At 73.8% G+C, this 26,379-nt stretch carries 20 protein-coding genes and 1 tRNA gene; 10 read left to right on the forward strand and 11 right to left on the reverse strand.

What is annotated here, in order from left to right; genetic code table 11:
• Positions 1-9: 9 nt before the first annotated feature.
• The 4 genes from ACPYN7_RS13060 to ACPYN7_RS13075 all read right to left on the reverse strand — a co-directional run bounded on the left by ACPYN7_RS13060 (position 10) and on the right by ACPYN7_RS13075 (position 7,919).
• Entirely contained in the window at positions 10-2,106 is a 2,097-nt protein-coding gene (locus ACPYN7_RS13060) for an acyltransferase family protein (RefSeq protein WP_424347929.1), read from the reverse strand.
• Between the two features lie 75 nt (positions 2,107-2,181).
• Positions 2,182-3,273, reverse strand: coding sequence for a glycosyltransferase (locus tag ACPYN7_RS13065; RefSeq protein WP_424347930.1), 1,092 nt, complete (start codon positions 3,271-3,273; stop codon positions 2,182-2,184).
• A gap of 54 nt (positions 3,274-3,327) precedes the next feature.
• Positions 3,328-5,514, reverse strand: a complete 2,187-nt coding sequence (locus ACPYN7_RS13070; protein ID WP_058875312.1) for a RecQ family ATP-dependent DNA helicase — start codon at positions 5,512-5,514, stop codon at positions 3,328-3,330.
• Positions 5,515-6,128: 614 nt separating this feature from the next.
• Entirely contained in the window at positions 6,129-7,919 is a 1,791-nt protein-coding gene (locus ACPYN7_RS13075; protein WP_424347931.1) for an AMP-binding protein, read from the reverse strand.
• A gap of 171 nt (positions 7,920-8,090) precedes the next feature.
• Here ACPYN7_RS13075 and ACPYN7_RS13080 point away from each other — a divergent pair, with 171 nt between their 5' ends.
• Entirely contained in the window at positions 8,091-9,617 is a 1,527-nt protein-coding gene (locus ACPYN7_RS13080; protein WP_424347932.1) for an MFS transporter, read from the forward strand.
• A 9-nt stretch (positions 9,618-9,626) separates the two neighbouring features.
• On the opposite strand, the gene ACPYN7_RS13085 is transcribed toward ACPYN7_RS13080, so the two are convergent.
• Complete coding sequence (locus tag ACPYN7_RS13085; RefSeq protein WP_424347933.1) at positions 9,627-10,919, reverse strand: DUF2254 domain-containing protein; 1,293 nt, start codon at positions 10,917-10,919, stop codon at positions 9,627-9,629.
• 121 nt (positions 10,920-11,040) lie between these two features.
• Here ACPYN7_RS13085 and pstS (ACPYN7_RS13090) point away from each other — a divergent pair, with 121 nt between their 5' ends.
• Positions 11,041-12,189, forward strand: coding sequence for a phosphate ABC transporter substrate-binding protein PstS (pstS, locus tag ACPYN7_RS13090; RefSeq protein ID WP_058875308.1), 1,149 nt, complete (start codon positions 11,041-11,043; stop codon positions 12,187-12,189).
• A 111-nt stretch (positions 12,190-12,300) separates the two neighbouring features.
• On the opposite strand, the gene ACPYN7_RS13095 is transcribed toward pstS (ACPYN7_RS13090), so the two are convergent.
• The gene (locus ACPYN7_RS13095; RefSeq protein WP_424347934.1) at positions 12,301-12,525 is read right to left on the reverse strand and encodes a hypothetical protein; all 225 of its coding nucleotides are present in this window, start codon (positions 12,523-12,525) and stop codon (positions 12,301-12,303) included.
• Positions 12,526-12,706: 181 nt separating this feature from the next.
• Here ACPYN7_RS13095 and ACPYN7_RS13100 point away from each other — a divergent pair, with 181 nt between their 5' ends.
• Together ACPYN7_RS13100 and ACPYN7_RS13105 are read left to right on the forward strand one after the other, a co-directional pair.
• Positions 12,707-12,961 (forward strand): hypothetical protein, encoded by a 255-nt coding sequence (locus tag ACPYN7_RS13100; RefSeq protein WP_424347935.1) that lies wholly within the window; start codon positions 12,707-12,709, stop codon positions 12,959-12,961.
• 174 nt (positions 12,962-13,135) lie between these two features.
• Positions 13,136-13,417, forward strand: coding sequence for a hypothetical protein (locus ACPYN7_RS13105; RefSeq protein WP_424347936.1), 282 nt, complete (start codon positions 13,136-13,138; stop codon positions 13,415-13,417).
• Between the two features lie 918 nt (positions 13,418-14,335).
• Here ACPYN7_RS13105 and ACPYN7_RS13110 read toward each other — a convergent pair.
• Positions 14,336-14,408, reverse strand: a tRNA-Lys gene (locus ACPYN7_RS13110).
• Positions 14,409-14,590: 182 nt separating this feature from the next.
• On the opposite strand from ACPYN7_RS13110, the gene glsA reads away from it, so the two are divergent.
• The 4 genes from glsA (at position 14,591) to ACPYN7_RS13130 (ending at position 19,077) form a co-directional block, all read left to right on the forward strand.
• Positions 14,591-16,462 carry a glutaminase A gene (gene glsA / locus ACPYN7_RS13115; protein ID WP_424347937.1) on the forward strand — a complete coding sequence of 624 codons (1,872 nt, stop codon included), beginning with the start codon at positions 14,591-14,593 and terminating at the stop codon, positions 16,460-16,462.
• Between the two features lie 43 nt (positions 16,463-16,505).
• Complete coding sequence (locus ACPYN7_RS13120; RefSeq protein ID WP_368825980.1) at positions 16,506-17,150, forward strand: hypothetical protein; 645 nt, start codon at positions 16,506-16,508, stop codon at positions 17,148-17,150.
• A gap of 294 nt (positions 17,151-17,444) precedes the next feature.
• Complete coding sequence (locus tag ACPYN7_RS13125; RefSeq protein WP_058875302.1) at positions 17,445-18,059, forward strand: DUF47 domain-containing protein; 615 nt, start codon at positions 17,445-17,447, stop codon at positions 18,057-18,059.
• A 4-nt stretch (positions 18,060-18,063) separates the two neighbouring features.
• Positions 18,064-19,077, forward strand: a complete 1,014-nt coding sequence (locus ACPYN7_RS13130; protein ID WP_424347938.1) for an anion permease — start codon at positions 18,064-18,066, stop codon at positions 19,075-19,077.
• 152 nt (positions 19,078-19,229) lie between these two features.
• Here ACPYN7_RS13130 and pstB read toward each other — a convergent pair whose 3' ends face one another.
• The 4 genes from pstB to pstS (ACPYN7_RS13150) form a co-directional block, all read right to left on the reverse strand.
• Positions 19,230-20,009, reverse strand: coding sequence for a phosphate ABC transporter ATP-binding protein PstB (pstB, locus tag ACPYN7_RS13135; RefSeq protein ID WP_058875300.1), 780 nt, complete (start codon positions 20,007-20,009; stop codon positions 19,230-19,232).
• A 76-nt stretch (positions 20,010-20,085) separates the two neighbouring features.
• Positions 20,086-21,219, reverse strand: coding sequence for a phosphate ABC transporter permease PstA (gene pstA / locus ACPYN7_RS13140; RefSeq protein ID WP_424347939.1), 1,134 nt, complete (start codon positions 21,217-21,219; stop codon positions 20,086-20,088).
• Entirely contained in the window at positions 21,219-22,154 is a 936-nt protein-coding gene (pstC, locus tag ACPYN7_RS13145; RefSeq protein WP_058875298.1) for a phosphate ABC transporter permease subunit PstC, read from the reverse strand. Before pstC ends, pstA begins: the two co-directional genes overlap by 1 nt.
• A gap of 175 nt (positions 22,155-22,329) precedes the next feature.
• Positions 22,330-23,439 (reverse strand): phosphate ABC transporter substrate-binding protein PstS, encoded by a 1,110-nt coding sequence (pstS, locus tag ACPYN7_RS13150; protein ID WP_058875297.1) that lies wholly within the window; start codon positions 23,437-23,439, stop codon positions 22,330-22,332.
• Between the two features lie 298 nt (positions 23,440-23,737).
• Between pstS (ACPYN7_RS13150) and ACPYN7_RS13155 the strand changes: the two genes are divergently transcribed.
• Entirely contained in the window at positions 23,738-24,886 is a 1,149-nt protein-coding gene (locus tag ACPYN7_RS13155; protein WP_058875296.1) for an FUSC family protein, read from the forward strand.
• A gap of 60 nt (positions 24,887-24,946) precedes the next feature.
• The gene (gene radA / locus ACPYN7_RS13160) at positions 24,947-26,374 is read left to right on the forward strand and encodes a DNA repair protein RadA (RefSeq protein WP_058875295.1); all 1,428 of its coding nucleotides are present in this window, start codon (positions 24,947-24,949) and stop codon (positions 26,372-26,374) included.
• Positions 26,375-26,379 lie beyond the last annotated feature (5 nt).

Here is a 26,379-nt window from a genome sequence, read left to right on the forward strand (position 1 = left end):
CGCGCACGCTCACTCCGAGGGCAGCCGCCCGGCCCCCTGCTGGACCCGCCGGTCGAACTGCTCCGTGAAGGCCGGGACCATCGAGACCACGTAGTCGCGGGGCATGTGGTTGTCGTCCATGTAGACCCAGCGGTTGCCGATCCGGGACGGGCACGTGCCGTCGGGGCAGATCCAGTCGCTCATGTCGATGCTGACGAAGTTCTCGTGCCGCGCCATCAGTGCCTCGGCCGGGTTCTGCGGGGCGAGCTTCTGCGCCCGCGGCGGATTGCAGCGCTCGGCGTCCGGGCCGTGCTGGTCGATGCAGGTGACCATGTTGAAGGGGAACCGCGGGTTGTCCCGGATCCCGACCACCGTGATGCCCCGCGAGCCGAGGTCCTCGAGGACCTGCTCGAAGCCGGGGGCGATCTGCTCGCCCGGCCCCTCGTCGGCGGTGACCGTGGACGTGGTGAACACGACGTCGATGTCCTGCTCCTCGAGGTACCGGTCCGTGAGCCCGATCAGCTCCTGGCACTCGGTGTTGTCCGTGGTCTCCACGGGCTGGTACCGGCAGGCGCCCCGGACGACCGAGCGCAGGTTCCAGCCGCGGTCCTGGGCCACGGCCTCGACCGCCGGCAGCCACTGCTCGGCGTGGGAGTTGCCGATCACCATGGCGTCGACCTCGGCGTCCGGGTCGACCGGCAGGGTCGAGCAGGCCACCTTGTAGCCGTCGAACCAGTCCTCCGTCGCGGCGTCGCAGGACTCCGGCAGGGCCGACCACTGCCCCTCGCGCACCAGCGGGTCCGGGATCGTGGGCACGTCCGGGTCCCGCTCCCAGGAGAGGTCCCCGGTCAGCACGGTGGCTCCCGGGTTCTCGACGGCGGCCCGCTCCGCGGCCTCCTGCGCCTGCCGGTCCAGGACCGCCCGTGCCCCGGCGACGGGGACCAGCACGAGCGCCACGCACAGCACCACGAGCCCGAGCTGGTGCAGGCTCGCGCGGGGTCCCCCGCGGGGCCGCAGGGGCCGCTCGACGAGCCGGTGCACCAGCACGCCCAGGACGATGCTCCCCACCAGGATGAGCAGTCCGTGCAGCAGCGTGGCCTTGGCGCGGTCGGTGACCACCAGGTAGGTCACGAGCACGGGCCAGTGCACCAGGTAGACGGCGTAGGAGGCCTCGCCCAGGACCAGCAGGGGCCGGCGGCTGAGCAGGGCGTCCGCCCCGCGCGGGTCGCCGGTGTGCCCGGCCAGGATCACCAGGGCGGCCCCGGTCAGCGGCCACAGGGCCGCCCAGCCCGGGAAGGAGCCCTGGACGTCGAGCACGAGCCCGCACACGGCGATCGCCACGAGCCCGGTCCAGCCCAGCAGGAGGCGCAGCGCGCCCGGGAGGGTGACGCCCCGCAGCACGGCCAGGGCCAGCAGCGAGCCGAGGGCGAACTCCCACAGCCGGGCACGGGTGTCGAAGTAGGCGAAGGCCTGCTCGTTGTGCGTGGAGACCACGGAAAAGGCGAAGGAGGCGAGGAAGACGGCGCCGAACACGCCGGTGGCCACCCTGGCGACGGACCACCCGGTGCGCCGGGCGAGCAGCCCGCACAGGGCCAGCAGCAGCGGCCAGAGCAGGAACACCTGGCCCTGCACGGACAGGGACCAGAAGTGCTGGAACGGGCTGGCCCCGGACGTGTCCGCGGCGTAGTAGTCCACCGCGTTGAAGGCGAGCAGCCAGTTCTGGACGTACAGCACCGTGGCCGCCGCCTCCTCGATCGCGGCGTACCAGCGGTCGGGCGGGAACAGCAGGCGCACCGCCACGAGGGTGCCCAGGACCGTGACGACGACGGGGGGCAGCAGCCGGGAGAAGGTCCTGGCCCAGTAGCGGCCCAGCTGCGGCCCGCGGCCGGACTCGATCCGCCGGACGAAGGAGAGCGTCATGAGGAACGCGGAGATGAACAGGAAGACGTCCACCCCGCCCGAGACCCCGCCGATCCACACGTGGTAGACGGCGACCAGGAGGACGGCCACGGTCCGCAGCCCCTGGACCTCGGGGCGGAAGCGGTGGGCGGGCGGGGCCGTGCCCACCGGGGGCGCGGTGCGGCTCACGACCCCGGGGGAAGGGTCGGCGGGGAGGAGTCGGCTCATGGAGTTCTCTCGTCGGGCGGGGGGTCGGGCGACTGGCTGGGCCCCATTGTTCCACCGAACGGTGTCACCGTCCGGTCACACCAGCAGGGACGCGGCCATGAACCGCAGGGGCGCCTCCCGGTGCAGGGCCCACCGGGGGTCGCGCGGGAGCAGCGTGCCGGGACGGCCGAAGCAGCGCCGTCGCGCGGAGGCCTCGAGCACCTGCTCGGCGGTGGCTCCCGGCCGGACCACGAGGTCGAGCAGGTCCCGGTCGGCCCGCGGGAGGACCTCGAGCGCCGGTCCGCCCACCCGGTCCAGCAGCCGGAGCAGCGCCCGGCACGTCTCGGTGTCGTCGCCGGTCCACGCCTGCGCCGCCCGGGCGTGCACGGCGCCGAGCAGCTGGACCCGCAGCACCTTGACGGCGATGGCCGTGCGCTGCGCCGCCGCCAGCCCGGCGTACCAGGTGCCGCCGAGCAGGTCGGTGAACGCCGCGAGGTCCTCGGCGAGGGGCCGTTCCCCGGTGGTGATCCGCCCGTCGGCGTCGTCGTGCACCACGTAGTACGCCCGCCGCGGCGCGAGGTCGATGCGTCCGCCCCCGAACCAGGCGCGGGCGGTGAGCCCCAGGTCCTCCCCGGTGGCGTACTGCCCCTGGAAGCGCAGGCCGCGGGCGGCCAGGACCTCCCGGCGGAGCAGCCCCAGGCTGGTGGTGCGGTAGGCCAGCCGGTCCTTGACGGGGTCGAGGTCCGCCCGGCGGAAGGGGCGCGGCACGGGGGTGCGGAGCACGCCGCCGCCGCCCCGGAGCAGCCGCGGCAGCACCGCCGCCGAGCCGTGGCGCTCGGCGATCGCCGTCCAGGCCGCCAGCGCCCCGGAAGCGAGGGTGTCGTCGCTGTCCACGAAGGACACGTACCGGGCGCGGGAGCGCTCCAGGGCCAGGTTGCGGGGCGCGGCCGGGTTGGCGGTGCCGTCGAAGCACTCCAGCAGCTCGACGAGCGGCCGGTGCTGCACCGGGAGCCGGTCGCGGATCAGCGCGGCCCGCACGTTGTGGCAGACCACCGTGATGTGCACCCCGCCGCGTCCGCCGACCGGCAGCCCGCCCGCCAGCACGGAGCCGACGGCCCGGTCGACGGGTCGTGCGGTGGTGTGCACCGGGATGACGACGTCGACGAGCGGCGTGGGAGCAGAGGACACGCAGGACAGCGTACAAGACCGCGCCGGGGGTCCTGCCCGGGCGCGGTCCGCGCCTCAGCCCTGGGCGGCCAGGACGAACGGCAGCACGGGCCCGGCGCCGGCCCGGCGCAGGGCACGGGCGGCCACGGCGAGCGTCCAGCGGCTGTCCACGAGGTCGTCGACGAGCAGCACGGGCCGCCCGCCGAGCCGGTCCAGCCCCTCCGCGAGCTCGGGGGACACCCCGAACTTCTCCCACAGGGCCGCGAGGCGGTACGCGCTGTTGCCGCCGTGCCCCCCGGACGGGAAGCCCTCGGGGACGTCGAGCTCCCCGAGATAGGGCAGGTGCCCGACCTCGGCCATGCCCTGCGCCAGGGACCGCACCAGCCGGGGCCGGGAGCGGGACGGGACGGAGACGACCGCGGCGGGCCGGTCCGCCCAGCCCCACTCGGCGAGCACCTGGACGCAGGCCCGGCCGAGGGCGGGGTCCACCGCTCCGTCGACCGGCGCGCCCTGCTCATCGGTGCGGAACACCTCGCGCAGCCGGTTGCCCCAGCCCAGGTCCGTGAGCCGGGCGAGCGCCCGGCCCTCGGCGCAGCGCTCCTCCTCCGGGATGCGTCCCTTGACGTCGACCCCGAGGCGCGGCATCCCGGTGGGCCACTGGGCGCGCGGCTCCAGCACGACGCCCACCCGGGTCAGGGCGGCCCCGGCGGAGTCGGTGGCGGACTCGTCGACGGTCGTGGGGTACCAGGGACCGGCGCAGCCGTCGCAGCGCCCGCAGGGCTCGGCCGTGGGGTCGTCGAGCTGCCGGGCGAGGAACTCCATCCGGCACCCGGTGGTGCGCTCGTACTCCAGCATGGCGTTCTGCTCGGCCACCCGCGCCGCGGCGATCCGCCCGTAGCGCTCGGCGTCGTAGTGCCACGGCGTCCCCGTGGCCCGCCACCCGCCCTGCACGCGCTCCACCGCACCCTCGACGGCGAGGACCTTCAGGAGCAGCTCGAGCGGGCTGCGCCGGACGTCCACGCGGGACTCCAGCACGGCCACCGACAGGGGCCCGCCCGCGGCCGCCAGCTCGGCCAGCACGGCGGTGGCCTTCTGCTCGGTGGGCATCGACGCGGTGGCGAAGTACTCCCAGATCCGCCGGTCCTCGGTGCCCGGCAGCAGCAGGACGTCCGCGTTGTCCGTGGCGCGGCCCGCACGGCCCACCTGCTGGTAGTAGGCCACGGGCGAGGACGGCGCGCCCAGGTGCACCACGAAGCCGAGGTCCGGCTTGTCGAAGCCCATGCCGAGCGCGGAGGTGGCCACGAGGGCCTTGACCCGGTTCTCCTTGAGGGCGGCCTCGAGCTCCTCGCGCTCGCCCTGGTCGGTGCGCCCCGTGTAGGCGCGCACCGGGATGCCGGCGCCGGCGAGCGCCTGGGCGGTGTCCTCGGCGGCGCCGACGGTCATCGCGTAGATGATCCCGCTGCCCGGGAGGGACCCGACGTGCTCGAGCAGCCAGGCCAGCCGCGCCGTGGCCGAGGGCAGCTCCAGCACGCCGAGGCGCAGGGACGCCCGGGAGAGCGGGCCGCGCAGCGTGAAGACCTCGCCCGTGCTGCTGCCGCCGGGCCGCACGCCCAGCTGCTCCTCGACGTCGGCGACCACTCGCTCGTTCGCGGTGGCGGTCGTGGCCAGGACGGGGACCTGCTCCGGGAGCCGGGCGATGAGGTCGCGGATGCGCCGGTAGTCGGGACGGAAGTCGTGGCCCCAGTCGGAGATGCAGTGGGCCTCGTCCACCACGAGCAGCCCGAGCCGGGCCACCAGCTGCGGCAGCTGCTGCTCCCGGAACACCGGGTTGTTGAGCCGCTCCGGGGAGACCAGCAGGACGTCGAGCTCGTCGGCCTCCAGCTGCGCGGCGATCTGCCCCCACTCGGTGGCGTTGGCGGAGTTGATGGCGGCCGCCCGCACGCCGGCGCGGGCGGCGGCGGAGACCTGGTCCCGCATGAGGGCCAGCAGCGGGGAGACGATCAGGGTGGGACCGCGCCCCCGGGCCCGCAGGAGCAGGGCGGAGAGGAAGTAGACCGCGGACTTGCCCCATCCGGTCCGCTGCACCACCAGGGCCCGCCGGCCGCGTCCCACGAGGGCCTCGACGGCCTCGAACTGCCCCGGGTGGAACGCGGCGTCCGGCCGGCCGGTGAGCGCGCGCAGCAGCCCGAGGGCGTCCTCGTGCAGCGCCGGGTCCGGCGCGGTGTCGTGGGCGGCGGTGTCGTGGGCCGGGGAAGTCGTCATGGCCCCAGTCTTCCAGGGCCCCCCGACGCCGCCCGACCGGAGGCGGGGACCTGCCGTGGCGGCGGGCCCGGACAGAGCGATGCGCCCGCTGCCCATCCGCCGAGCGGATGGCCCCCGCAGCGGGCGCATCGACCGGCCTGACGGCCGGTGGCGAGCAGAGACTCGCCTGGCGGGAGTACCGCCCCCCAGCGGTGCTCCCATTCGGTTCACCCCCCGATGAACCGGTTGCACGGGCACCCCCCGATGCCGTCGTGCACGGGGCCCATCCCCCGATGAACCGCTGTCGATCCGCCCCCCGGCGGATCAGTTGGTTCTGCCCCATCGGGTGAACCAATTGCCACCATGGTGGCAGGGTTTCCGGGACCTGTCACGGCGCGTGAAGTCACATTCGCCTCGGGGGAAATCCATCGGAATTCATCCATTGGTGCTGGTCAGCGAGGGGTTCGGCGGCGCCTTTTCCCTACCGGGCGGTATTGCGCGGCGGCCCGCGTGGCACGAAGTGGGGACACCCCGCACGCCGGACGTCCCCCGTTGGGCGCACGGCCCGGGATGTGCGTGACGTCACATTCCGGGTGCCGCGCACCGGCCGGTGCGCCGCGCCCGGCGGCGGGACGTCAGCCGCGCAGCCCGGGGAAGTCCGCCTCCGTGTACTCGACGCCGTAGCCGCCGTCCGCGGGCGCCGCGGCGCCGGTGCGGTCCGCCGCCTCCTCGCGCTCCCGCAGCACCACCCGGCGGATCTTGCCCGAGATCGTCTTCGGCAGATCGGTGAACTCCACCCGGCGCACCCGCTTGTAGGGCGCCAGGTTCTCCCGGGCGAAGCGCAGGATCTCCCCCGCGAGCTCCCGGGTGGGCTCGGCGCCGGCGGCGAGCACCAGGTAGGCCTTCGGCACCGCGTGCCGGACCGGGTCCGGGGCCGGGACCACGGCGGCCTCGGCCACCGCCGGGTGCTCGATGAGCACGGACTCCAGCTCGAAGGGTGAGATCCGGTAGTCGGAGGCCTTGAAGACGTCGTCGGTGCGCCCCACGTACGTGTAGACGCCGTGCTCGTCCCGGCGGGCGATGTCGCGGGTGTGGTACCAGCCGTCCTGGACCACCTCGGCGGTGCGCTCGGGCTCGTCGATGTAGCCCGCCATGATCCCGGGCGGGTCGTCGTCGACCTTCAGGCAGATCTCCCCCTCCTCGGCGGGCGCACCGGTCTGCGGGTCGAAGAGCTCGACGACGAAGCCGGGCAGGGGCCGCCCCATGGCTCCCGGGACCACCGGCTGCCCCGGGGTGTTGGCGATCTGCAGCGTGGTCTCCGTCTGGCCGTAGCCGTCCCGGATCGTCACGCCCCACGCGTCCCGGACCCGGCGGATCACCTCGGGGTTGAGCGGCTCCCCGGCGGAGACGGCGGACGTCGGCGGGTCCTGCACGCGGTGCAGGTCGGCCTGGATGAGCATCCGCCACACGGTCGGCGGGGCGCAGAAGCTCGTGACCCCGGCGCGGCCCATCTGCTCCATGAGGCCCACCGCGTCGAAGCGGGCCTGGTTGTGGATGAACACGGTGGCCTCCGCGATCCACGGGGCGAAGAAGTTGGACCACGAGTGCTTGCCCCAGCCGGGCGAGGCGATGTTCAGGTGGACGTCCCCGGGGCGCAGGCCCATCCAGTAGACCGTGGACAGGTGCCCGAAGGAGTACGAGTAGTGGGTGTGCTCCACGAGCTTGGCCTGGGACGTGGTGCCGGAGGTGAAGTACAGCAGCAGGGGGTCCCGGGAGCGGGTGACGCCCTCCGGCACGAGCACGGGGTCCGCGTCCGCGGCCTCGGCGTAGGCGTGCACGGGACGACCGGTCAGCTGCTCACGCACCGCTCCGGCCCCCGCCCCGACGACGACGAGCTGGTAGTCCCCCTCGACGCCCGCGAACTTCGGCGCGTTGGTCGTGTCCGTGACGACCCACGAGACCCTCCCCCGCTGCACCCGGTCCTGCAGGTCCGCGGGCGGCATCATGACGGCGGTGGGGATCAGGGGCGCGCCCAGCTTCATGCCGGCGAGCTGGACCTCCCACAGCTCGAGCTGGTTGCCGAGCATGAGCAGGACCCGGTCGCCGCGCCGCACCCCGAGGCCCCGGAGCCAGTTCGCGGTGCGCGACGAGGACTCGGCGAGCTCGCGGAAGGTCCGGCGCAGCTCCGTGCCGTCCTCCTCGGCGATCCACAGCGCGTCCCGGGCCCCGCGCCGCGGATCCCGGGCCACGTGGTCGAACCAGTCCAGGGCGTAGTTGAAGTGCTCCATCCGCGGCCAGCGGAACTCCTCGCGGGCCCGGTCGTAGTCCTCCCGCAGCTCCAGGACACGGTCCCGGGCCGCCTCGTACTGCTCGGAGACGCCGGGGGCGGCGTCGGACATCGCGCTCGTGGGGACCGGCTCGACCATCGGGGACCTCAATCTTTCCGCTGCGTGCTTGCCGCTACGTGCCGGGCGGGCTCGCCCGGCGGGCCGTCCCGAGCAGTCTAGTGCGGCGCGGGCCCCTCCGTCCGGAACGGGCCGGCGCCGGCTCTGGAAGGATGGGCCCCGCACCCCGTCCCGAAGGAGCCCCGTCCCGCCATGCTGTCCCCGGCACCCGACGCCCCGGCCCGCGCCGGCGCCCGCGAGTGGGCCGCGCTCGTGGTCCTGATGCTGCCGGTGCTGCTGATCTCCGTGGACAACACGGTGCTGAACTTCGCCCTGCCGGAGATCTCCCGGCAGCTGCGCCCCACCGGAGCCCAGCTGCTGTGGATGGTGGACGCCTATCCGCTGGTGCTCGCCGGGCTGCTCGTGCCCATGGGCGCCCTCGGGGACCGGGTGGGCCGCCGCCGGCTGCTGCTGGTGGGCAGCACGGGCTTCGCGGCCGTGTCCGCGGTGGCCGCGTTCGCCCCGAGCGGGGAGGTGCTCGTCGCCGCGCGGGCGGCGCTGGGCCTCTTCGGGTCGATGCTGATGCCCGCCACCCTGTCCCTGCTGCGCAACATGTTCCACGACGCCACGCAGCGGCGGACGGCCATCGCGGTGTGGGCCACGGGCTTCTCGGCGGGCGGGGTCCTGGGGCCGGTCGTCGGCGGGTTCCTGCTCCAGCACCTCTGGTGGGGGTCCGTGTTCCTGCTGGCGGTCCCCGTGCTGCTGCCGCTGCTGGTCCTGGCGCCCGTGCTGGTGCCCGAGTCCCGCAACCCCGCGCCGGGTCCGGTGGACGTGCCCAGCGCCGCGCTGATCGTCGTGGCCATGGTGGCCCTGGTGCACGGGATCAAGGATCTCGGCGCGCACGGGCCCTCCGCCGGCGTGCTGGCCGCCGCGGTGGCGGCCGCGGCCGCCGGGGCGCTGTTCGTGCGCCGCCAGCTGCGCAGCCCGGTGCCGATGCTGGACCTGCGGCTGTTCCGCCACGCCCCGTTCGCCGGCGGACTGCTCAACAACCTGGTGGCCTCGACCACCTTCATCGGCTTCCTGTTCTTCGTCTCCCAGCACCTGCAGCTCGTGGAGGGCATGCCGCCCCTGCAGGCGGGTCTGGCCCTCCTGCCGGGCGCCGCCGTCACGATCGCCTCGGGGCTGCTGGTGGTGCACGTGGTCGGCTTCGTGCCGCCGGCGCTCGTGCTCGGCGGCGGGCTGCTCGTCATGGCCTCGGGCTTCCTGCTCGTCCTGCTCGGCGACCTCTCCGGCGGGCTCGTGCTCGTGGTCGCCCTCGTGGTCGTCGGGCTGGGCTCGGGCGCGGCCCAGACGATCGCGGGGGACCTGGTCCTCACCGAGGTGCCGCCCGAGCAGGCCGGCGCCGCCTCGGCGATCTCGGAGACCGCCTACGAGCTGGGCGCCGCGCTCGGCGTGGCCGTCCTGGGCACGGCCGTGACCGCGACCTACGCCCGCCGCACGGTCCTGCCGCCCGGGCTGGACCCGGAGCAGGCCGCCACCGCGTCCGAGACCCTCGGCGGGGCGGTCGACGTCGCCGCGGCCCTCGGCCCGGACGCGTCCGGGGAGCTGCTGGCCTCGGCCGTCGCCGCCTTCGAGGCCGGCGTGCACCTGTCGGCCGGGATCGGCGCCGCCCTGCTGGCCGCGACCGCCGTGGCCGTGGGCGTCCTGCTGCGCCGCGTCCCGCGGCTCCGGCGCCGGTAGCGGACGCGCTCAGCCGGCCGAGCGCACCCTGACGTGCTGCTCCACCCGGGCGAGGTCCCGAGGGTGCGGCGCGCTGTCCCGGAACTGGTCGAGCAGCACCTCGACGTGCTCGCGCACCTGCCGCTGCACGGACGGGTGGATGCTCGCCTCCTCGAGGCGCGCGGCGAGGTCCACGAGGGCGAGCAGGACGCTCACGTGCCCGGTGGCGTGCGGGCGGATCTGGTCGAACGGCATGTCGACGAGCTCGTCGATCCCCACCGTCCCGTACCGCAGCCGGTGCACGCCGTCCATCACGACCGTGTTGCCGGGCAGCGGGCGCGAGACGGCCCGGACGAGAGCGGACGCGACCTCCTCGATGGCGTTGACCGCGGTGTAGGGGTCGTTGGTGCTCGGGGACAGAGCGCGCACGGCGAGCTCCACGACCTGCTGCTCGGCGAAGCGCACGTCCTCGTCGGCCGAGCGCGAGTCGCTCAGCCGGACGCAGCGCCGCAGCCGGTCCTGGAGCTCCTCGGCGCGGTGCTCGGGCCACACCCGGAACAGGGGTTCCGAGGCCAGGACGTGGTCGCCCACGCGCGGGACGAGCTCGATCTCGACGTCACCGGACTCCGCGTGGTCGCGCAGCCGCTCGAAGTCGACGCCGGCGACGTAGCCGTCGGCGCCCGCCGTGATCCCGCCCCCGCCGTCGCGGTGCCGCACCGTCCGGACGAGCTCCTCCGGCACCTCCTCCGGGTGCCACCGCTCGATCACGCCCAGCAGCCGTCGGCGCGCGCCGCGCACGAGGGTGTCCACCTGCACGGAGTCCGCGATGTGGTGGATGAAGTAGACGACCAGCGCCACGTCCGCGACCGCTATCAGCACCGCGAGGTTGACCGCCAGATGGGGGACGAACGGCTGGGCGAGGTCGTCGGAGGCCGAACGGATGGTGCGCAGGACCAGCAGGGAGTAGATGAAGGTCGAGACGAGCACGCCCAGCACCAGCTGGTTCCAGCGGTCCGCCATGAAGTTGCGCACCAGCCGCGGGCCGTACGTGGAGCTGGCCGTGGCGATCACCGAGATCGTGATGGAGAAGGCGGTCGCGGCCACGCCGAGCATCGACCCGCCGATCGCGGCGAGCATCGCCCGGGACCCGTCGATGCCGACGGCGTAGACCCAGGCGACCCACGGGGAGTCCAGGCCCTCGGGCAGCCACCGGTCCAGGGCCACGACGGACTGGGCCAGGACGACGGCGATGAGCACGCACACGGCGGGCACGAACCAGAAGTTGCTGGACACCCGGCGCCACGAGGAGGAGAGCTTTTCCATGGGCTCACCCTAGACCGGCCCACCGCGCCGGTGGCGGTAGGCTGGGCGCCCGGACCTGCACGCCTGCGGGCGCGCCGCCTCCCTGACGCCGCACCCTGACCGCTTCCGAGGAGACCCTTCCATGCTCAACGCTTCGCGACCGCCCCGCCGGACCAGGCCCGCCCGGGCGCTGCGGACCGGTGCGGCACCGGCCCTGGTCCTGGCCCTGACGGCGCTGACGGGGTGCGGCTCCGACTACCCGCTCGGCGAGGAGCAGCGCCGGGCGGCGGAGGAGGGCGGCTCGGACCTGTCCGGGATCCTGACCGGCGTGGGGTCCTCGGCGCAGAACGCCGCCATGCTGACCTGGCGCAGCGGCTTCGAGTCGAGGCACCCGGACGCCCAGGTGCAGTACCTCTCCGCGGGCTCCGGGGCCGGGCGCAGCGCGCTCGTGGGCGGCGGCACGGACTTCGCCGGCTCGGACGCGTACCTGGACGAGGAGGAGCAGGCCGAGGTCCGCGAGTTCTGCGGTCCCGGCGGCGCCCTGAACATCCCCGTCTACATCTCCCCGATCAGCATCGCCTTCAACCTCCCCGGCATCCAGGAGCTGAACCTCGACGCCGCGACCATCGCGCGCATCTTCCGGCACGAGATCACCCGGTGGGACGACCCGGCGATCGCCGCCCAGAACGAGGGCGTGGAGCTGCCCGACCTGCCCATCACCCCCATCGCCCGCGCGGACGACTCGGGGACGACCGAGAACTTCACCGACTACCTGCACTCGGTGGTCCCCGAGGTGTGGACGGACGAGGAGGACGGCAGCTGGCCGTCGGAGCTGCCCACCGAGCGTTCCCAGGGCAACGCCGGGGTGGTGAGCCTCACGGCGGAGACCGAGGGCGCCGTGACCTACGCGGACGACTCGCTCGTGGACGAGTCCCTCGGCAAGGCCAGGGTGGAGGTCGGCTCCGAGTACGTGGCCGTGTCCGGCGAGGCGGCCGGCGCCGCGGTCGGCGAGGCCTCCCGCGTGGAGGGCACCGGACCGCACGACATCGCCCTCGAGCTGGACCGCGAGCCGGACGTGCCCGGGGCCTACCCGGTGGTCCTGGTCTCCTACCACATCTACTGCAGCAGCTACGCGGATCCGGAGGTCCTCGAGCTGGCCAAGGCGTTCGGGCACTACGTGGTCAGCGAGGAGGGCCAGCAGGCCTCGTCGGAGGCCGTCAAGAGCGCCCCGCTGCCGGAGAACCTGACCGCCGAGGCGCAGGCCGCCCTCGACTCGATCAGCCTCCGCTGACCGGTCGGGTCGGGGCCGGGCTCGGCAGCGCTCATCGGCGTGGGCCGCACACGGCGCGGGACACGGTCGCGGCGGTGCGCGAGCGGCCCACCGGCAGCCCGCGGCAGCGCCCTACGCGGGACCGTCGGGCCCGGCGTCGTCCGGGCCCCGGTCCCGCCGGAGGAAGCGGACCACCCGGACGGCGATGACCGCCGACCAGAGCAGCAGCAGCACGAGCACGAGGGCGCTGAACGCCCCGTCCTCCGAGGACCAGGTGAGGAGCTGGCCCCCGAGCAGCAGCACCGCGGTCGCGGACAGCAGGACGAGGGCGGTGCGTTCGCTGCTTCGCTCGGACATGGCGGCTCCTGCCGGTCGGCACCCTGGTCCCCGGATCCTCGCACACCCGGGCGCCGGCGAGCCGGCGGCGGCCGGGCCCGCGACCCGACCTTCCTCCGCAACCTTCCTCCGCGACGTTCCTCCGCGACGGCGCCGCGCCCCGCTACCGTAGGAGGAGTCGTCCCCGACAGAGAGGCTCCCGATGCGCCGCACGATCCCCGCCGTGGCCCTGCTCGCGCTGACGCTGACCGGGTGCGACGACCGGCCGCAGGACGCGGAGAGCACGCCCGGCGTCTCTCCCACCTCGTTCAGCCCTCCTCCTCCGGTCACGACCACTCCGACTCCCACCCCGGACGGTCTTCCGACGGACCCCGGGACCGGGTCCGCGGCCCCGGCGCCGGACCCGCCCGGCCCCGAGTCCGTCCCCACCCCCTCCGAGCAGCTCGAGGGGCCGTAGGGCGGGCAGCAGGCCGGCCCCGGCCCGGCGACGCCCTCCGGCAGGACAAAAGTGCAGGCGGGGCCGACGGACGTCTACTCCTCGATCCCTCGGCGACACGCGCACGCCACGAGCGCGAACACGTGGTCACATGCACAAACATGGACATACCCCCTCTTCCTGGAAGGCACCCCCATGTACGAGAACACCGCTCTCGTCCCCCGCCCCCACTGGGCCACCCGTCAGGAGATGACCGACCCCGAGACGGTCACCAACTCGCGGGAGCTGCCCGCCCGGTCCCTCGCCGGCCCGTCACCGGTCGCGCTCCTGGAGACCTGGGAGGTCATCAGCACCGCGGACGGCTCCTACGCCCACCCCGACGGCACGGTCCTCCACATCGGCCACGAGGCGTGGACCGTGGAGCAGGCCAGGGCCCTGCGCGACCGCATCGGCGAGGCCCTCGCCCTGCTCGACTAGCAGTTCCCCGCCCGCGGCACAGCGCGGGAGCCTCCCGGCACGTGCTCCGCGGCAGCTCCGTGACCGCGGACCGTGCGGCCGGGACCACGGCACCACGGTCTGCACGCACGAATCGCCTCCGCCCCTGTCCCCCCTTGCGTGTCTTGCAGATGCAAATGCCCTCCCGTAGGAAGGGAGCCAGCTGACGGGGCAGGGCTCGCCGCGCGGAGGGGGAACGCGTTCATGACCGACACCCGGGGAACACCGAGGGGTCTCACGGCACTCGGCGCGGTTCTTCTGCTGGCGCCGTTCTGGGCGCTGCGCCGCCTGGAGCTCCCGCTCTGGGCCACGGTGCTCTGGCTGGGGACCATCGGCGCCGGTCTCCTGTTCTGCCGGTGGGCCCCCCGTGCGGCACGCCACGAGCGCTTCTGCCTCCAGGACGAGTGGGCGTCGGGGCTGCCCGCCGCCCAGGCCCTGGACCGCATCACGGAGCACTTCCGCGCGGAGGGCGCCACGGTCCGGCAGAAGGGCAAGGCGGCCGTCGTCGACGTCGGGTCGGACGTCGCGTTCCGTCTCGGCGGCACCGGGTCCGCCCGGGGACGGCGACGCTTCCCGTCCACCCTCACCGTGACGGCGACCGACACCGGCGCCGGCTCCGCCCTGCGGGCGCAGTGCCGGGACAACCTGGGCTGGTACGCCACGATGCCCGCCCGGATCCCGCAGTGGGCGGCCGAGCGCAACGCCCGCCTCGTCGACTCCGCCCGCTGCCTCACCGGGGCCGCCACGGAGCGCGCCCGCCCGGCCGGCGCCGAGGACCGCCCCTGCGACGGAGGCCTCCGCCCGGGGACCGCGGCGCACCCGGGACACGATCCGCGTGCCGGCCACGGCGAAGGGCCCCGGCCCCCGGGAGTTCCCGGGGACCGGGGCCCTTGCACTGCGTGGGCCCCGTGGGGCTCGAACCCACGACCCATGGATTAAAAGTCCACTGCTCTGCCAACTGAGCTAGAGGCCCGTGCTCCACCGGCGGGCGCGGGGCACGGCCGGTCCGGAGCGGGCACCACTCTACCGCACGGTTCCCGCCGCGATCCGGACCCCGCCGCCCCCGGCGGGCGGGCCGGATCCGCGCAGCCGCCCGACGGCTAGAGTGGTGGCCTGTCCCGCGCCGCCCACGCCGACCCGACCGGAGGACCGACCGTGCCGCAGCCCAGCACCGAGGAAGAAGCACGCGCCGAGACGGGGCTCTTCGGCCCGTCGGCCGTCACCGAGTACCTCGCGCAGGTGGTGGAGCAGCTGCGGGACGTCCGCGGCGGCGAGCCCAGCCCCTCCATCCCCGCGCTCGCGCAGGCCGACACCGAGCGCTTCGGCGTCGTCATCGCCACCGCGGACGGGCACGTCTACGAGGCCGGCAGCACGCGGGACGAGTTCAGCATCCAGTCGATCTCCAAGGCCTTCACCTACGCGCTCGCGCTCTCCGACCTCGGGGCGGAGGCGGTGCACGCGAAGATGGACGTGGAGCCCAGCGGGGACGCCTACAACGAGATCTCCCTCCAGCCCGGCACCGGGCGGCCCGCCAACCCGATGATCAACGCCGGCGCGATCGCCTCGACGTGGCTCGTGCCCGACAGCGACCGCGACCTGCGCCGGGACCGGATCCGGGACGCCTACTCGCGGTGCGCGGGCCGGGAGCTGGCGATCAGCCCGGAGGTCCTCGACCAGGAGCGCGACGCCGGGGACCGCAACCGCGCCCTCGGCTATCTCCTGGCCTCCGCCGGGATCATCGACGGGGACCCGACCCAGGCCCTCGAGGACTACTTCGCCCAGTGCTCGGTGCTCATCACGTGCCGCGACCTCGCCCTGATGGGCGCGACGCTCGCCAACGCGGGCACGAACCCGCTGACCGGGGACGAGGTGTTCGACGTCGGGACGGTCTCCCGGGTGCTGTCCGTCATGAGCTCCTGCGGGATGTACGACGACGCCGGCGAGTGGATGGTCCGGGTGGGCCTGCCGGCGAAGTCCGGGGTGGGCGGCGGCATCATCGCCGTCCTGCCCGGGGAGCTGGCGGTGGCCACCTTCTCCCCGGCCCTGGACCGGCACGGCAACAGCGTGCGCGGGGTGCTCGCCTGCGAGCGGCTCTCCCAGGACCTCGACCTGCACTTCACGCACACCGCCCGGGTGGCCCGCTCCACCGTGCGCGCCAGCTACCCGATCGACCAGTCCCCGTCGCTGGTGCGCCGCAACGCCGAGGCCGAGGCGGTGCTGGCCGAGCACGGCAAGGACGCCGTGGTCGTGGAGCTCCAGGGCGACCTGCTGTTCACCGGCACCGAGACCGCGATCCGCACGGTCCGCGACGTCGCCTACGGCGCCCAGTACGTGGTGGTGGACCTGCGCCGGGTGGACGTGATCGCGGAGTACGCCATGCCGCTGCTGGCCAAGACCCGGGCCGAGCTGCAGGCGGCGGGCCGCACCGTGGTGGCGGTGGCCACCGATCCGGGCTTCGCCGGCTCCTTCGAGGGCGAGCCGCCGCTGGAGGTCTTCCCCAGCCGGGCCGCGGCCATCAAGTGGGTCGAGGACGCGCTGCTCGAGGAGCACGGCGGACCGGAGTGCACCCCGTCCCGGGTCCGGCCCGTGGAGTCCGAGCTGTTCTCCCGGCTGGAGCCCGAGGACGCCCGCGCCCTCCGCGCCCGGACCGTCGAGCGGACGTGGGCGGCCGGGGAGAACATCCTGCGCACGGGACAGAACTTCGCCGGCATCCACCTCATCGTCAGCGGCAGCGTCTCGATGTCCCTGCGCACCCCCGTCGGCGAGCGCGTCGAGCTGCAGGTCCTCGGGCCCGGGATGAGCTTCGGGGAGCTCGCCCTCGGCACCGGGGACAAGCAGCACGTGACGCTCAGCGCCGTCACCGACGTCACCGCGCGGGTGCTGCCCCCGCAGACGCTCGCGGAGCTCGAGCAGGAGGACCCCGCCCTGGGACTGCGGCTGTGGAAGGCACTGGCCCGGGACGGCTTCGAGCGGGCCGACCAGCAGTGGCGGGACGCGGCGGTGCACGCCTCGGCCAGCGACTGGTGAGCGCTCCGTGGCCCGCCGCGGGCCACGGCCGTACGCTGGACGCATGAGCGAAGCTCCCCGCCACCACAAGCCGGTGAAGTTCTCCCCGGAGCAGTTCGACGCGCACGAGGGCGGCCCCGACCCGGCGCGCGTCTCCGAGGCCGCCCACCTCGCCGCCCACGCCCTGGTCTCCCGCGGGCGCGCCAGCGACGACCCCGAGATCAGCCGGCGGCTCATCGAGCTGACCGACGAGCAGGGCCTGGAGGGGATCGCCGAGATGTGGGCGGAGGCCCCGGCGGTCTCCCTGCCCGGGGCCCTGTGGCGGCTCTACGCCCTGCGGGCCGGGGTCCGGAAGGACCCGGTGCGGATGGGCCGCTACTTCGCGGCGGGGCGGAGCACCGCGCAGGTCTCGCACGTGGTGGCCGGGGTCGCGGAGCCGCCCGGGGCGGAGGAGATCACCTCGATGGCGGACGCCATCCTCTCCGGGGCGTTCAACGGGGAGTTCGACGTCGCCCTGGACCGGTTCGCGGCCTTCTGCCGCGTGATCGCCCTCGGCCGGATCCGGCTGACGGACACCGGGCAGATGCCGGTCGTGGACCCCGGCGCGGCACGGCCCCCGAGCACCGTGGCCCTCACCCAGCGGCTCGAACGGACCGCGGAGGAGCTCGAGGCCGCCGCGAACCAGTGGCGCCGCGGCCACCTCGACTGAGCTCCGCCGCGCCGGCCCCGTGAGCCCTGCCGTGCGGGAGCCCACAGCCGCAGGACTTGGCCTCACGTGCACGTCGACTACCATGGGAGCCAGGTGCCGGGCCGCGGCAGCCCCGGGCTCCATCACATAGCCGCCACGAGCGGCCTTCCGCCGAGAGGCGCTCCCGGTCCGGCACCGCCCCTCTTCCCTCCTCCCGGGGACCACCGGGCGCCCCCGGGCCGCCCGACGCCCCCATGTACAGTGGGATCCGCCGTGCTCCGCGGCGCAGGTCCCCACGCCCAGGACGGTCACCACATGGCGCTTCGCATCTTCCCGGAGGACGAGCTGGTCCTGGACCTGCTGGCGGACATGTCGGGACAGGTGACGGAGGCCGTCCGGCTCCTGTCCGAGCTGCTGGGCTCCCCCGAGGTCGACACCACGACCCTCGACGCGGTCCGCGAGTGCGAGGCCCGGTCCACGGACCTGTACTTCTCCGTGATGACCACGGTGCGCTCCACGTTCGTGATCCCCATTCCCCGGCAGGACGTCTACATCCTGGGGCACTGGCTCAACAAGGCCGCCGAGGAGCTGCTGGCCGTCGCGGAGGCCCACGTCGCCTACGCCCTCACCCGGCCGCCCTCGTACGCCACGGACCAGCTCGGGGTGATCGAGCGGATGTCCGAGCTGACCACCCGGGCGATGCGCGACCTCGGCAGCCTCCAGGGCCTGGACGACTACTGGTACGAGATGCTGCGGCTGGGCAAGCAGTCCGAGCGGATCTACCAGCTGCACATGTCCCACCTGCTGGAGCACCACAAGGCGATCGCCGCGATGCGGCGGGAGCGCGCAGTCCGGCGCTTCGCCGGGGCCGCCCGGGCACTGGTCCGGGTCTCCACCGAGGTGGGCCGCATCGTCGTGGCGGAGTCCTGACCCCGTGCTGACGGCCCTGACCGTTCTCGGGATCCTCCTGGCCGTGGCCCACGTGCTCGTCAACGGTTTCCACGACGCCCCCAACGCCCTGGCCCTGCCCGTGCGCTTCCGCGCGCTCACGCCCCGGGTGGGCCTGGTGTTCACCGCGCTCGTCAACGCCGCCGGCGTGTGGGCCGCCGCGTACCTGCTTGCGGACTGGATCATCACGGGCGTGCCCGTGCCGCACGACGTGGTGGGCTCCGCGACGATCGTCTGCGCCCTGGTGACCACGATCGGCTGGAACCTGCTCACCTGGTGGTGGGGCATGCCGAGCTCCTCGACCACGGCGCTGTCGGGCGGGCTGCTCGGCGCGCTGCTGGGCGCCCACGCCGTGGACCTCGTCGACGGGAACCCGCTGACGGCCGAGGCCCTCTACCAGGTCGTCGTGCCCCTCGTGCTGGCGCCGCTGTCCGCCTACGCCGTGGCCTGGGTGCTCGTGGTGCCCCTGCTGCACCTGCTGCGGCACTCCGAGCCGGACACGACCACGTTCCGCTCCCGGCTGGTCCTGGCCGGCGGCGCGGCGGCCGTCTCCTTCGGGCACGGCATCCACCACGGCCGCCGGGCCGCGTGGATCCTCGCGACGCTGCTGCTGTGCGCCGGGTTCGCGGACCCGCTGGCCGGCTCCACCCCGTGGCTGTTCCTGCTCATCGCGGCCGGGCTGGCCACGGGCACCCTGTTCGGGGCCTGGCGGATCGCCTACACCCTCTCCTCCCGGATGATCACGATCGACCCGTTCCGCGGCGCCGTGGCCCAGGGCGTCGCGGGAGCCCTGCTGTTCCTGGGCGGGACGCTGATCCCCGTGCCGATGTCCACGTCCCAGACCACCGCCGCCGCGATCCTGGGGGCGGGACGGCAGCAGCGCTTCCACACCGTCAACGTCAGGGTGGTGAAGCGGGTCCTGCTCGTGTGGGTCCTCACCGTCCCGGCGTGCGCGGCGATCTCCGGCACCCTGATGCTCGCCCTCTCACCGCTGCTCTAGGGGGGGCGGGGCACCACGTCCAGGACGCCGGCGCAGGGGCGGCCGCGCGGGCTCCGCCGCCGGGCCCGGGAGTCGGTCGAGGGCGTCGACGACGACGGGCGCCGGCCACCCCGCGGGGTGACCGGCGCCCGTGCCTCCGGGGGCGGGACGGCTCAGCCGAAGCGGCCGGAGACGTAGTCCTCCGTCTGCTTCTCCCGCGGGTTGCTGAAGATCTCGGACGTGGGGCCGTACTCGATGAGCTTGCCCGGCTTGCCCGTGCCCTGGATGTTGAAGAACGCCGTCCGGTCCGAGATGCGCGCGGCCTGCTGCATGTTGTGGGTCACGATGACCACGGTGTAGTCCTGCTTCAGCTCGTTGATCAGGTCCTCGATCGCCAGGGTGGAGATCGGGTCAAGGGCGGAGGCCGGCTCGTCCATGAGGATCACGTCGGGCTTCACCGCGATCGCCCGGGCGATGCACAGGCGCTGCTGCTGGCCGCCGGAGAGGCTCGAGCCCGGCTTGTCCAGGCGGTCCTTGACCTCGTTCCACAGGTTCGCGCCCTGCAGGGAGCTCTCCACGAGCGCGTCGGCGTCGCCGCGCGAGATCCGCTTGCTGTTGAGCTTGACGCCCGCGAGCACGTTGTCGCGGATGGACATGGTGGGGAACGGGTTGGGGCGCTGGAAGACCATCCCGATCATGGAGCGCACCACCACGGGGTCCACACCGGGGCCGTAGAGGTCCTCCCCGTCGAGGAGCACCTGGCCCTCGGCGCGGGCGCCGGGGATGACCTCGTGCATGCGGTTGAGGGTGCGCAGGAAGGTCGACTTGCCGCAGCCGGACGGGCCGATGAACGCGGTCACCGACCGGGCGTCGATCCCCATGCTGACGTCCTCGACGGCCAGGAAGTCGCCGTAGTAGACATTGAGGTGGTCGACGTCGATTCGCTTGGACATGTGTGTTCCTTGCTTCTTTCTCGCAGAGGTGCGTGCGGGAGGTGCGTGCGGAGGTCCGGTGGGTGCGCGGCGCGCGTCAGCGGCCGGCGGTCTTGGGCGCGAAGGCCCGTGCGACCAGTCGGGCGACGAGGTTGAGCAGCATCACGATCAGGATCAGCAGCAGCGCCGCGGCCCACGCGCGCTGCTGCGAGGGGTCGGGGTTCGTCGGGGACGTGGGCGTCATGATCTGGTAGTAGATGAACGTGGGCAGCGTGGTCATCCACCCGGAGAACGAGTTCCAGTTGATGGCGGTGGCGAAGCCCGCGGTGACGAGCAGCGGGGCGGTCTCCCCGATGACCCGGGCGATCGCCAGGGTCACGCCGGAGGCGATGCCGGAGATCGCGGTGGGGATCACCACCTTGATGATCGTCCGCCACTTGCGCACGCCCAGCGCGTAGGCCGCCTCGCGCAGCTCGTTGGGGACGATCTTCAGCATCTCCTCGGTGTTCTTCACGACCGTGGGGATCATCAGCACGGTCAGCGCGACGGCCGCCACGAAGCCGAAGCGGGTGGACGGGCCGAGCAGCAGCCCGAAGAAGGCCGCGGCGAACAGGCCCGCCACGATGGACGGGATGCCCGTCATGACGTCCACGAAGAAGGTGATGCCGCGCCCCAGCCAGCCGCCCTTCGAGTACTCCACGAGGTAGATGGCCGTCAGCAGGCCGATGGGGACCGAGAGCAGGGTGGCCCAGAAGGTGATCGACACCGTGCCCACGATCGCGTGGTACGCGCCGCCCAGCACGGGCCCGTCCCCCGCGGCCGCGGCGTTGTCCGTGGCACCGGTGACACCGTTCATGGACGTCAGCAGCAGGTTGGAGGTCAGGCCCGGGAGGCCGTTGGCGAGCACCGTCCAGATCACGGAGATCAGCGGGATCACCGCCAGGACGAACGCCGTGTAGACGAGGTAGGTCATCAGCGAGTCGGCACCCTTGCGCCCGCCCTCGATCACCGAGACGACGACGGGTGCGGCGACCAGGAAGACCACGGCGGCGAGGACGGCCCAGAGGGCCGTGGAGAAGCCCAGGAGGGCCGCGAGGGCCGCCCCCACCACGACGGCGGCGGCACCGATCACGGGGACCAGCCACGCCGGCCTCTGGTTCCGGGTGAGCATCGACCGGCGGGGCGAGGAGGGACGCACCGGCGTGGGATTGCGGAAGGCGGTGGAGGACATCAGTTGGCTCCCGAGAATTCCTTGTAGCGGGCGACGATGGCGCGGGCGATGATGTTCACCACGAGGGTGATCACGAAGAGGATCAGGCCCGCGGCGATGAGCTCGGACAGCCGCAGGCCGTAGGCCTCCGGGAAGTTGAGGGCGATCTCCGCCGCGATGGTCTGGTTCCCGGACTGCACGAGCGACGAGGTGAGCGGGCCGCTCGAGAGCACCAGGGCCACCGCCATGGTCTCGCCCAGCGCGCGGCCCAGGGCGAGCATCACCGCGGAGATGATCCCCGGGCGGGCGAAGGGCAGCACCGTCATCCGGATCATCTCCCACCGGGTCGCCCCGAGGGCCAGGGCGGCCTCCTCGTGCAGCTTCGGGGTCTGGACGAACAGCTCCCGGGACATCGCCGTGATGATCGGCAGGATCATGATGGCCAGCACCACCCCGGCCGTGAGCATGGTCTTGCCGGTCTGGGACGCCGGGCCGCTGAAGATCGGGATGAACCCGAGGTTGGTCGACAGCCAGTCGTAGAAGGGCACCACGGAGGCGGCCAGGACGGTGGTGCCCCAGGCCCCGTAGATCACCGACGGGATCGCCGCCAGCAGATCGATGACGTAGCCCACGGGCTTGGCGATCCGCGCCGGCGCGTAGTGGGAGATGTACAGGGCCACCAGCACGCCGATCGGGGTGGCGATCACCAGCGCGATCACGGCGGCGATCACCGTGCCGATGACCATCGGCCAGATGTAGGACCAGAAGCCGGCGCCGCCGGAGATCTCCTCGGCGGGGGCCTGGAAGGTGGGTAGCGCCTGCAGGAACAGGAACAGCGCCACGGCCGCCAGGACGGCGAGGATCAGCACGCCGGCCCCGAGGCTGAGCCCGGAGAAGATCGAGTCGCCCGCCTTGCCGCCGGCGGCGGTCTTCCTGGTGGTGACGGTGGTGGACATGTCGGGTGCCCCTTCGATTGCCTGACACGGGTGGTGCGGGGACGCAGTGGTGTCCCCGCGCGTGGGTCCGGTGACGCGCCTCACGCGGAGGTCGCCTCACACACGAATGTCCCGTTCGGCGCGGGCGCGGGCGGGAGGGCCCGGGCCCGCACCGAACGGGACCAGCAGAACTGGATCAGCCGGCGACCGTGATCTGGTCGATCGCCTCCTGCGCGGCGGTGCGCAGGTTCTCGGACATGGGGGCGGAGCCGGCCGCCTCGGCCGCCGCCTGCTGCCCCTCCTCGCTGATGACGTACTCGCCGAACGCCTTCGCGAGGTCAGCGGTCTCCTGGGAATCGTACTGCGGGCAGAAGATCTCGTACGACACGAGCACGATCGGGTAGCTCCCGGACTCGGTGGTGTCGCGCTCGAGGTCCATCGCCATGTCGTACTCGGCGCGGCCCTCGACCGGGGACGAGGCCTCGACGGCCTTCGCGGCGGCCTCGGAGGAGTACTCGACGTACTCCTCGCCCACCCCCACGGCCACGGTGCCGAGATCGCCCACGGCGGAGGCGTCCGCGTAGGTGATGGCGCCCTCGGTGGCGTTGGTGGACTGGACCACGCCGGCGGTGCCCTTGTTGTTCTCGGCGGCCCACTGGGAGGGCCAGTTGCCGGAGACCTCCTCGGTCCACACCTCGGGGGCGGCCGCGGCCAGGTACTCCTGGAAGTTCTCGGTGGTCCCGGACTCGTCGTTGCGGTGGACCACGGTGATCGGGGTGTCCGGCAGCTCCGCGTCGGGGTTCTGCTCGGCGATGGCGGGGTCGTTCCACTCGGTGATCTCCCCGGTGAAGACCTGGGCGATGGTCGCGCCGTCCATGTTCACGGTGTCGACGCCCGGCAGGTTGAACGCCACCGCGATCGGGGAGATGTAGGCCGGGACGTGGAACGCGCCCTCGGGGCCGCAGACCTCCTTGGAGGCCTCGTACTCCTCCTCGTCGAGGTAGGCGTCCGAGCCCGCGAAGTCGGCGCCGCCGGCGGTGAAGGCCTCGCGGCCCGCGCCGGAGCCGTCCGGGGAGTACTGCACCGTGGCCTCGGGGTTGGCCTCCTGGAAGCCGTTCTGCCACGCCGTCATCGCGGCGTTCTGGGCCGACGACCCGATGCCGGTCAGCGTGCCGGAGACGCCGGACGCAGAGGTCTCGGCGGAGCCGGAGCCTCCGCCCGTGGCGTTGTCCGAACCGCACGCGGTGAGCGCGAGCGTGCCGATGGCCAGGACGGCCGCAGAACGGCCGAGGTGGGATGCCTTCACTTGTTGCCCCTCAAATCACAGTCGTGGCCCGTCACGGGGCCGTGGTCCGTCGTGGCGCCGGAGGATCTCCGGGCCGGTGCAAGAGGTGGATCTGCGGTCGACCCGCGAACCTCTCTCCGGAAGACGCTAGGGAGCGCAGGTGGCCAGATTGACCTGGCAAGATGAACGGCGGGTGAACACCGGCCTCCGGAGCCGTGCCGGAGTTGCGGATCTCACACCGCGGCCACCCGTTCCCGGGTCGGCACGGTGGCCCCGCCCGCGCGCCGGCGGCCCCGGGCCGCTCGCCTAGGATGGCCCCATGCAGCCAGGCAACCGTGCGCGAGCCGCGGCCCGCGCGGTGCGCAGCCGCACCCGGGTCGGCCTCACCCGGGTCCGCACGGGCCTGCTCCAGAGCTTCCAGATCACGGTGGCCAGCGTCGGGGCCTACGTGATCGCCGAGCAGCTGCTGGGCCACTCCGGGCCCATCTTCGCGGCCACGGCGGCCCTGGTCTCGCTGGGCTTCGCGAAGGACGGGCTGCGCTACCGGCGCGTCCTGGAGGTCTCCATCGGCTGCACCCTCGGCATCGCCGTGGGGGACACGCTGATCCACGTCCTGGGCACGGGCGTGTGGCAGGCCTGCGTGGTGCTCATGACCTCGATCCTGCTGGCCCGCTTCCTGGACAACGGCACGCTGTTCACCACCCAGATGGGGCTGCAGTCCGTGCTCGTGGTCCTGCTGCCGCCGTCCCAGGACGGGGTCTTCGCCCGCTCCACGGACGCGGTCGTGGGCGGGCTCTGCGCCCTGGCCATGGCCTACTTCGTGCCCACGGACCCGCGGAGCCAGCCGCGCCAGGGGCTGCGGGCGCTCGTCGACGAGTTCTCCGGGGTCCTCCGGGAGGCGAGCCGGGCCGTGGAGGACTACGACGCCACCGCCGCCTGGCACGCTCTCGTGCGCGCCCGCCAGACCCAGCCGCTCGTGGACTCCGTGACGTCCGGGCTGAAGTCCTCCCTCGAGATCGCCACGGCCTCACCGCTGTACCGCGGTCGCCGGGCGGAGATCGAGGGGATCGCGCACTCCATCCGCTATCTGGACCTCGCCGTGCGCAACGCGCGGGTCCTCGCCCGCCGCCTCGCCTCCGTGCTCAACCACGTGACGCTCTCGGACGAGGCCGTGGCCTCCATGGGCACGGCCTTCGACGACCTCGCCGACGCCGTCACCACACTGGGCAACGCGCTCGCCGTGGCCTCCCCCGGCTCCCGGGAGAGCTATCTGCGCCAGGCCCGCAACGAGCTGGCCGACGTGGCCGGGCGCCTGCACCCGGGACGGATGGGGGTGCGCACCATGGAGGGCGAGACCCTGGTGCTGGACCTGCGCCCCATGGTCGTGGACCTCCTGGAGGCCGCCGGGATGACGCACGAGGAGGCGCGCGCCCAGCTCCCCCGGCTCGAGGGCTGGGACCGCGCCTGAGCACGGGTCGCGGGGTCTTCAGGACCTGTGCCGTCCGACCCGGCGGCTAGCCTGGACGCCATGAGCACCCGCACCCGCCGCAACTCCCCCGCCTACCGCTGCACCGAGTGCGGCTGGAGCACCGCCAAGTGGGTGGGCCGGTGCGGGGAGTGCCAGGCGTGGGGCACCGTCGAGGAGATCGGCGAGCACAGGGCCCGCACCACGGCCGCCCGGTCGATCGCCGAGCCCGCCCGCCCCATCGCCCAGGTGGACGCCACCGTGGCGACCTCGGCGCCCACCGGGGTGCCCGAGCTGGACCGCGTCCTCGGCGGCGGGCTCGTCCCCGGCGCGGTCGTGCTGATGGCGGGCGAGCCCGGGGTCGGGAAGTCGACGCTGCTGCTCGACGTCGCCGCCCGCTTCGCGGAGGGCACGGGCTCGGGGACCCGCGACGTCCTCTACGTCACGGGCGAGGAGTCCGCCGCGCAGGTGAAGCTGCGCGCGGACCGGATCGACGCCGTGGCGCCCACCCTGTACCTCACCGCCGAGACGGACCTGGCCACGGCGCTGGGCCACATCGAGACGATCTCCCCACGCCTGCTGGTGGTCGACTCCGTGCAGACGCTGGCCAGCGCCGAGGTCGAGGGCTCCGCGGGCGGGGTGACGCAGGTCCGCGAGGTCGCCGCGTCCCTGATCGCCGCGGCCAAGAAGCGGAACATGACCACGCTGCTCGTGGGGCACGTGACGAAGGACGGCTCCATCGCCGGTCCGCGGCTGCTCGAGCACCTCGTGGACGTGGTGTGCCAGTTCGAGGGCGAGAAGCACTCCCGGATCCGGCTGCTGCGGGCGGTCAAGAACCGCTACGGCCCCACGGACGAGGTCGGCTGCTTCGACCTCACCGAGACCGGGATCACGAGCGTGGAGGACCCCTCGGGCCTGTTCGTCTCCCGCACGGCCATGCCGGTGTCCGGCACGTGCCTCACGGTGACCCTCGAGGGCCGCCGGCCCCTGCTGGCCGAGGTGCAGGCGCTGCTGGACCGCTCCTCCACCGCCCAGCCCCGGCGGGCCACCGCCGGCCTCGACTCCTCGAGGGTCGCCATGCTGCTCGCCGTCCTGCAGCGCCGGGCGGGCGTGAACCTGGCCGGGCTGGACTGCTACGTCTCCACGGTCGGCGGCGTGAAGCTCACCGAGCCGTCGACCGACCTCGCCGTGGCCATGGCGCTGGCCTCGGCCGCGCAGGACCGGCCCCTGCCGCAGCGCCTGGTGTGCTTCGGAGAGGTGGGCCTGGCGGGCGAGGTGCGGCCCGTCCCGGGCATCGGGCGCCGCATCCAGGAGGTCGCCCGGCTGGGCTTCACGCACGCGGTGGTGCCCGCGAGCCCCACGGGGCCGGGCCCGGTCCCGGCGGGGTTCACCGTCCGGGAGGTGACCACCATCAACGACGCCATGGAGCTGCTCTTCCCGGCCTCCGCCGCGGCTCCCGCCCGGAAGCGGCAGACCGCCGCGGCCGTATGATGTGA

Source organism: Kocuria sp. CH-021, assembly GCF_049716185.1.
Lineage (GTDB): Bacteria > Actinomycetota > Actinomycetes > Actinomycetales > Micrococcaceae > Kocuria > Kocuria cellulosilytica.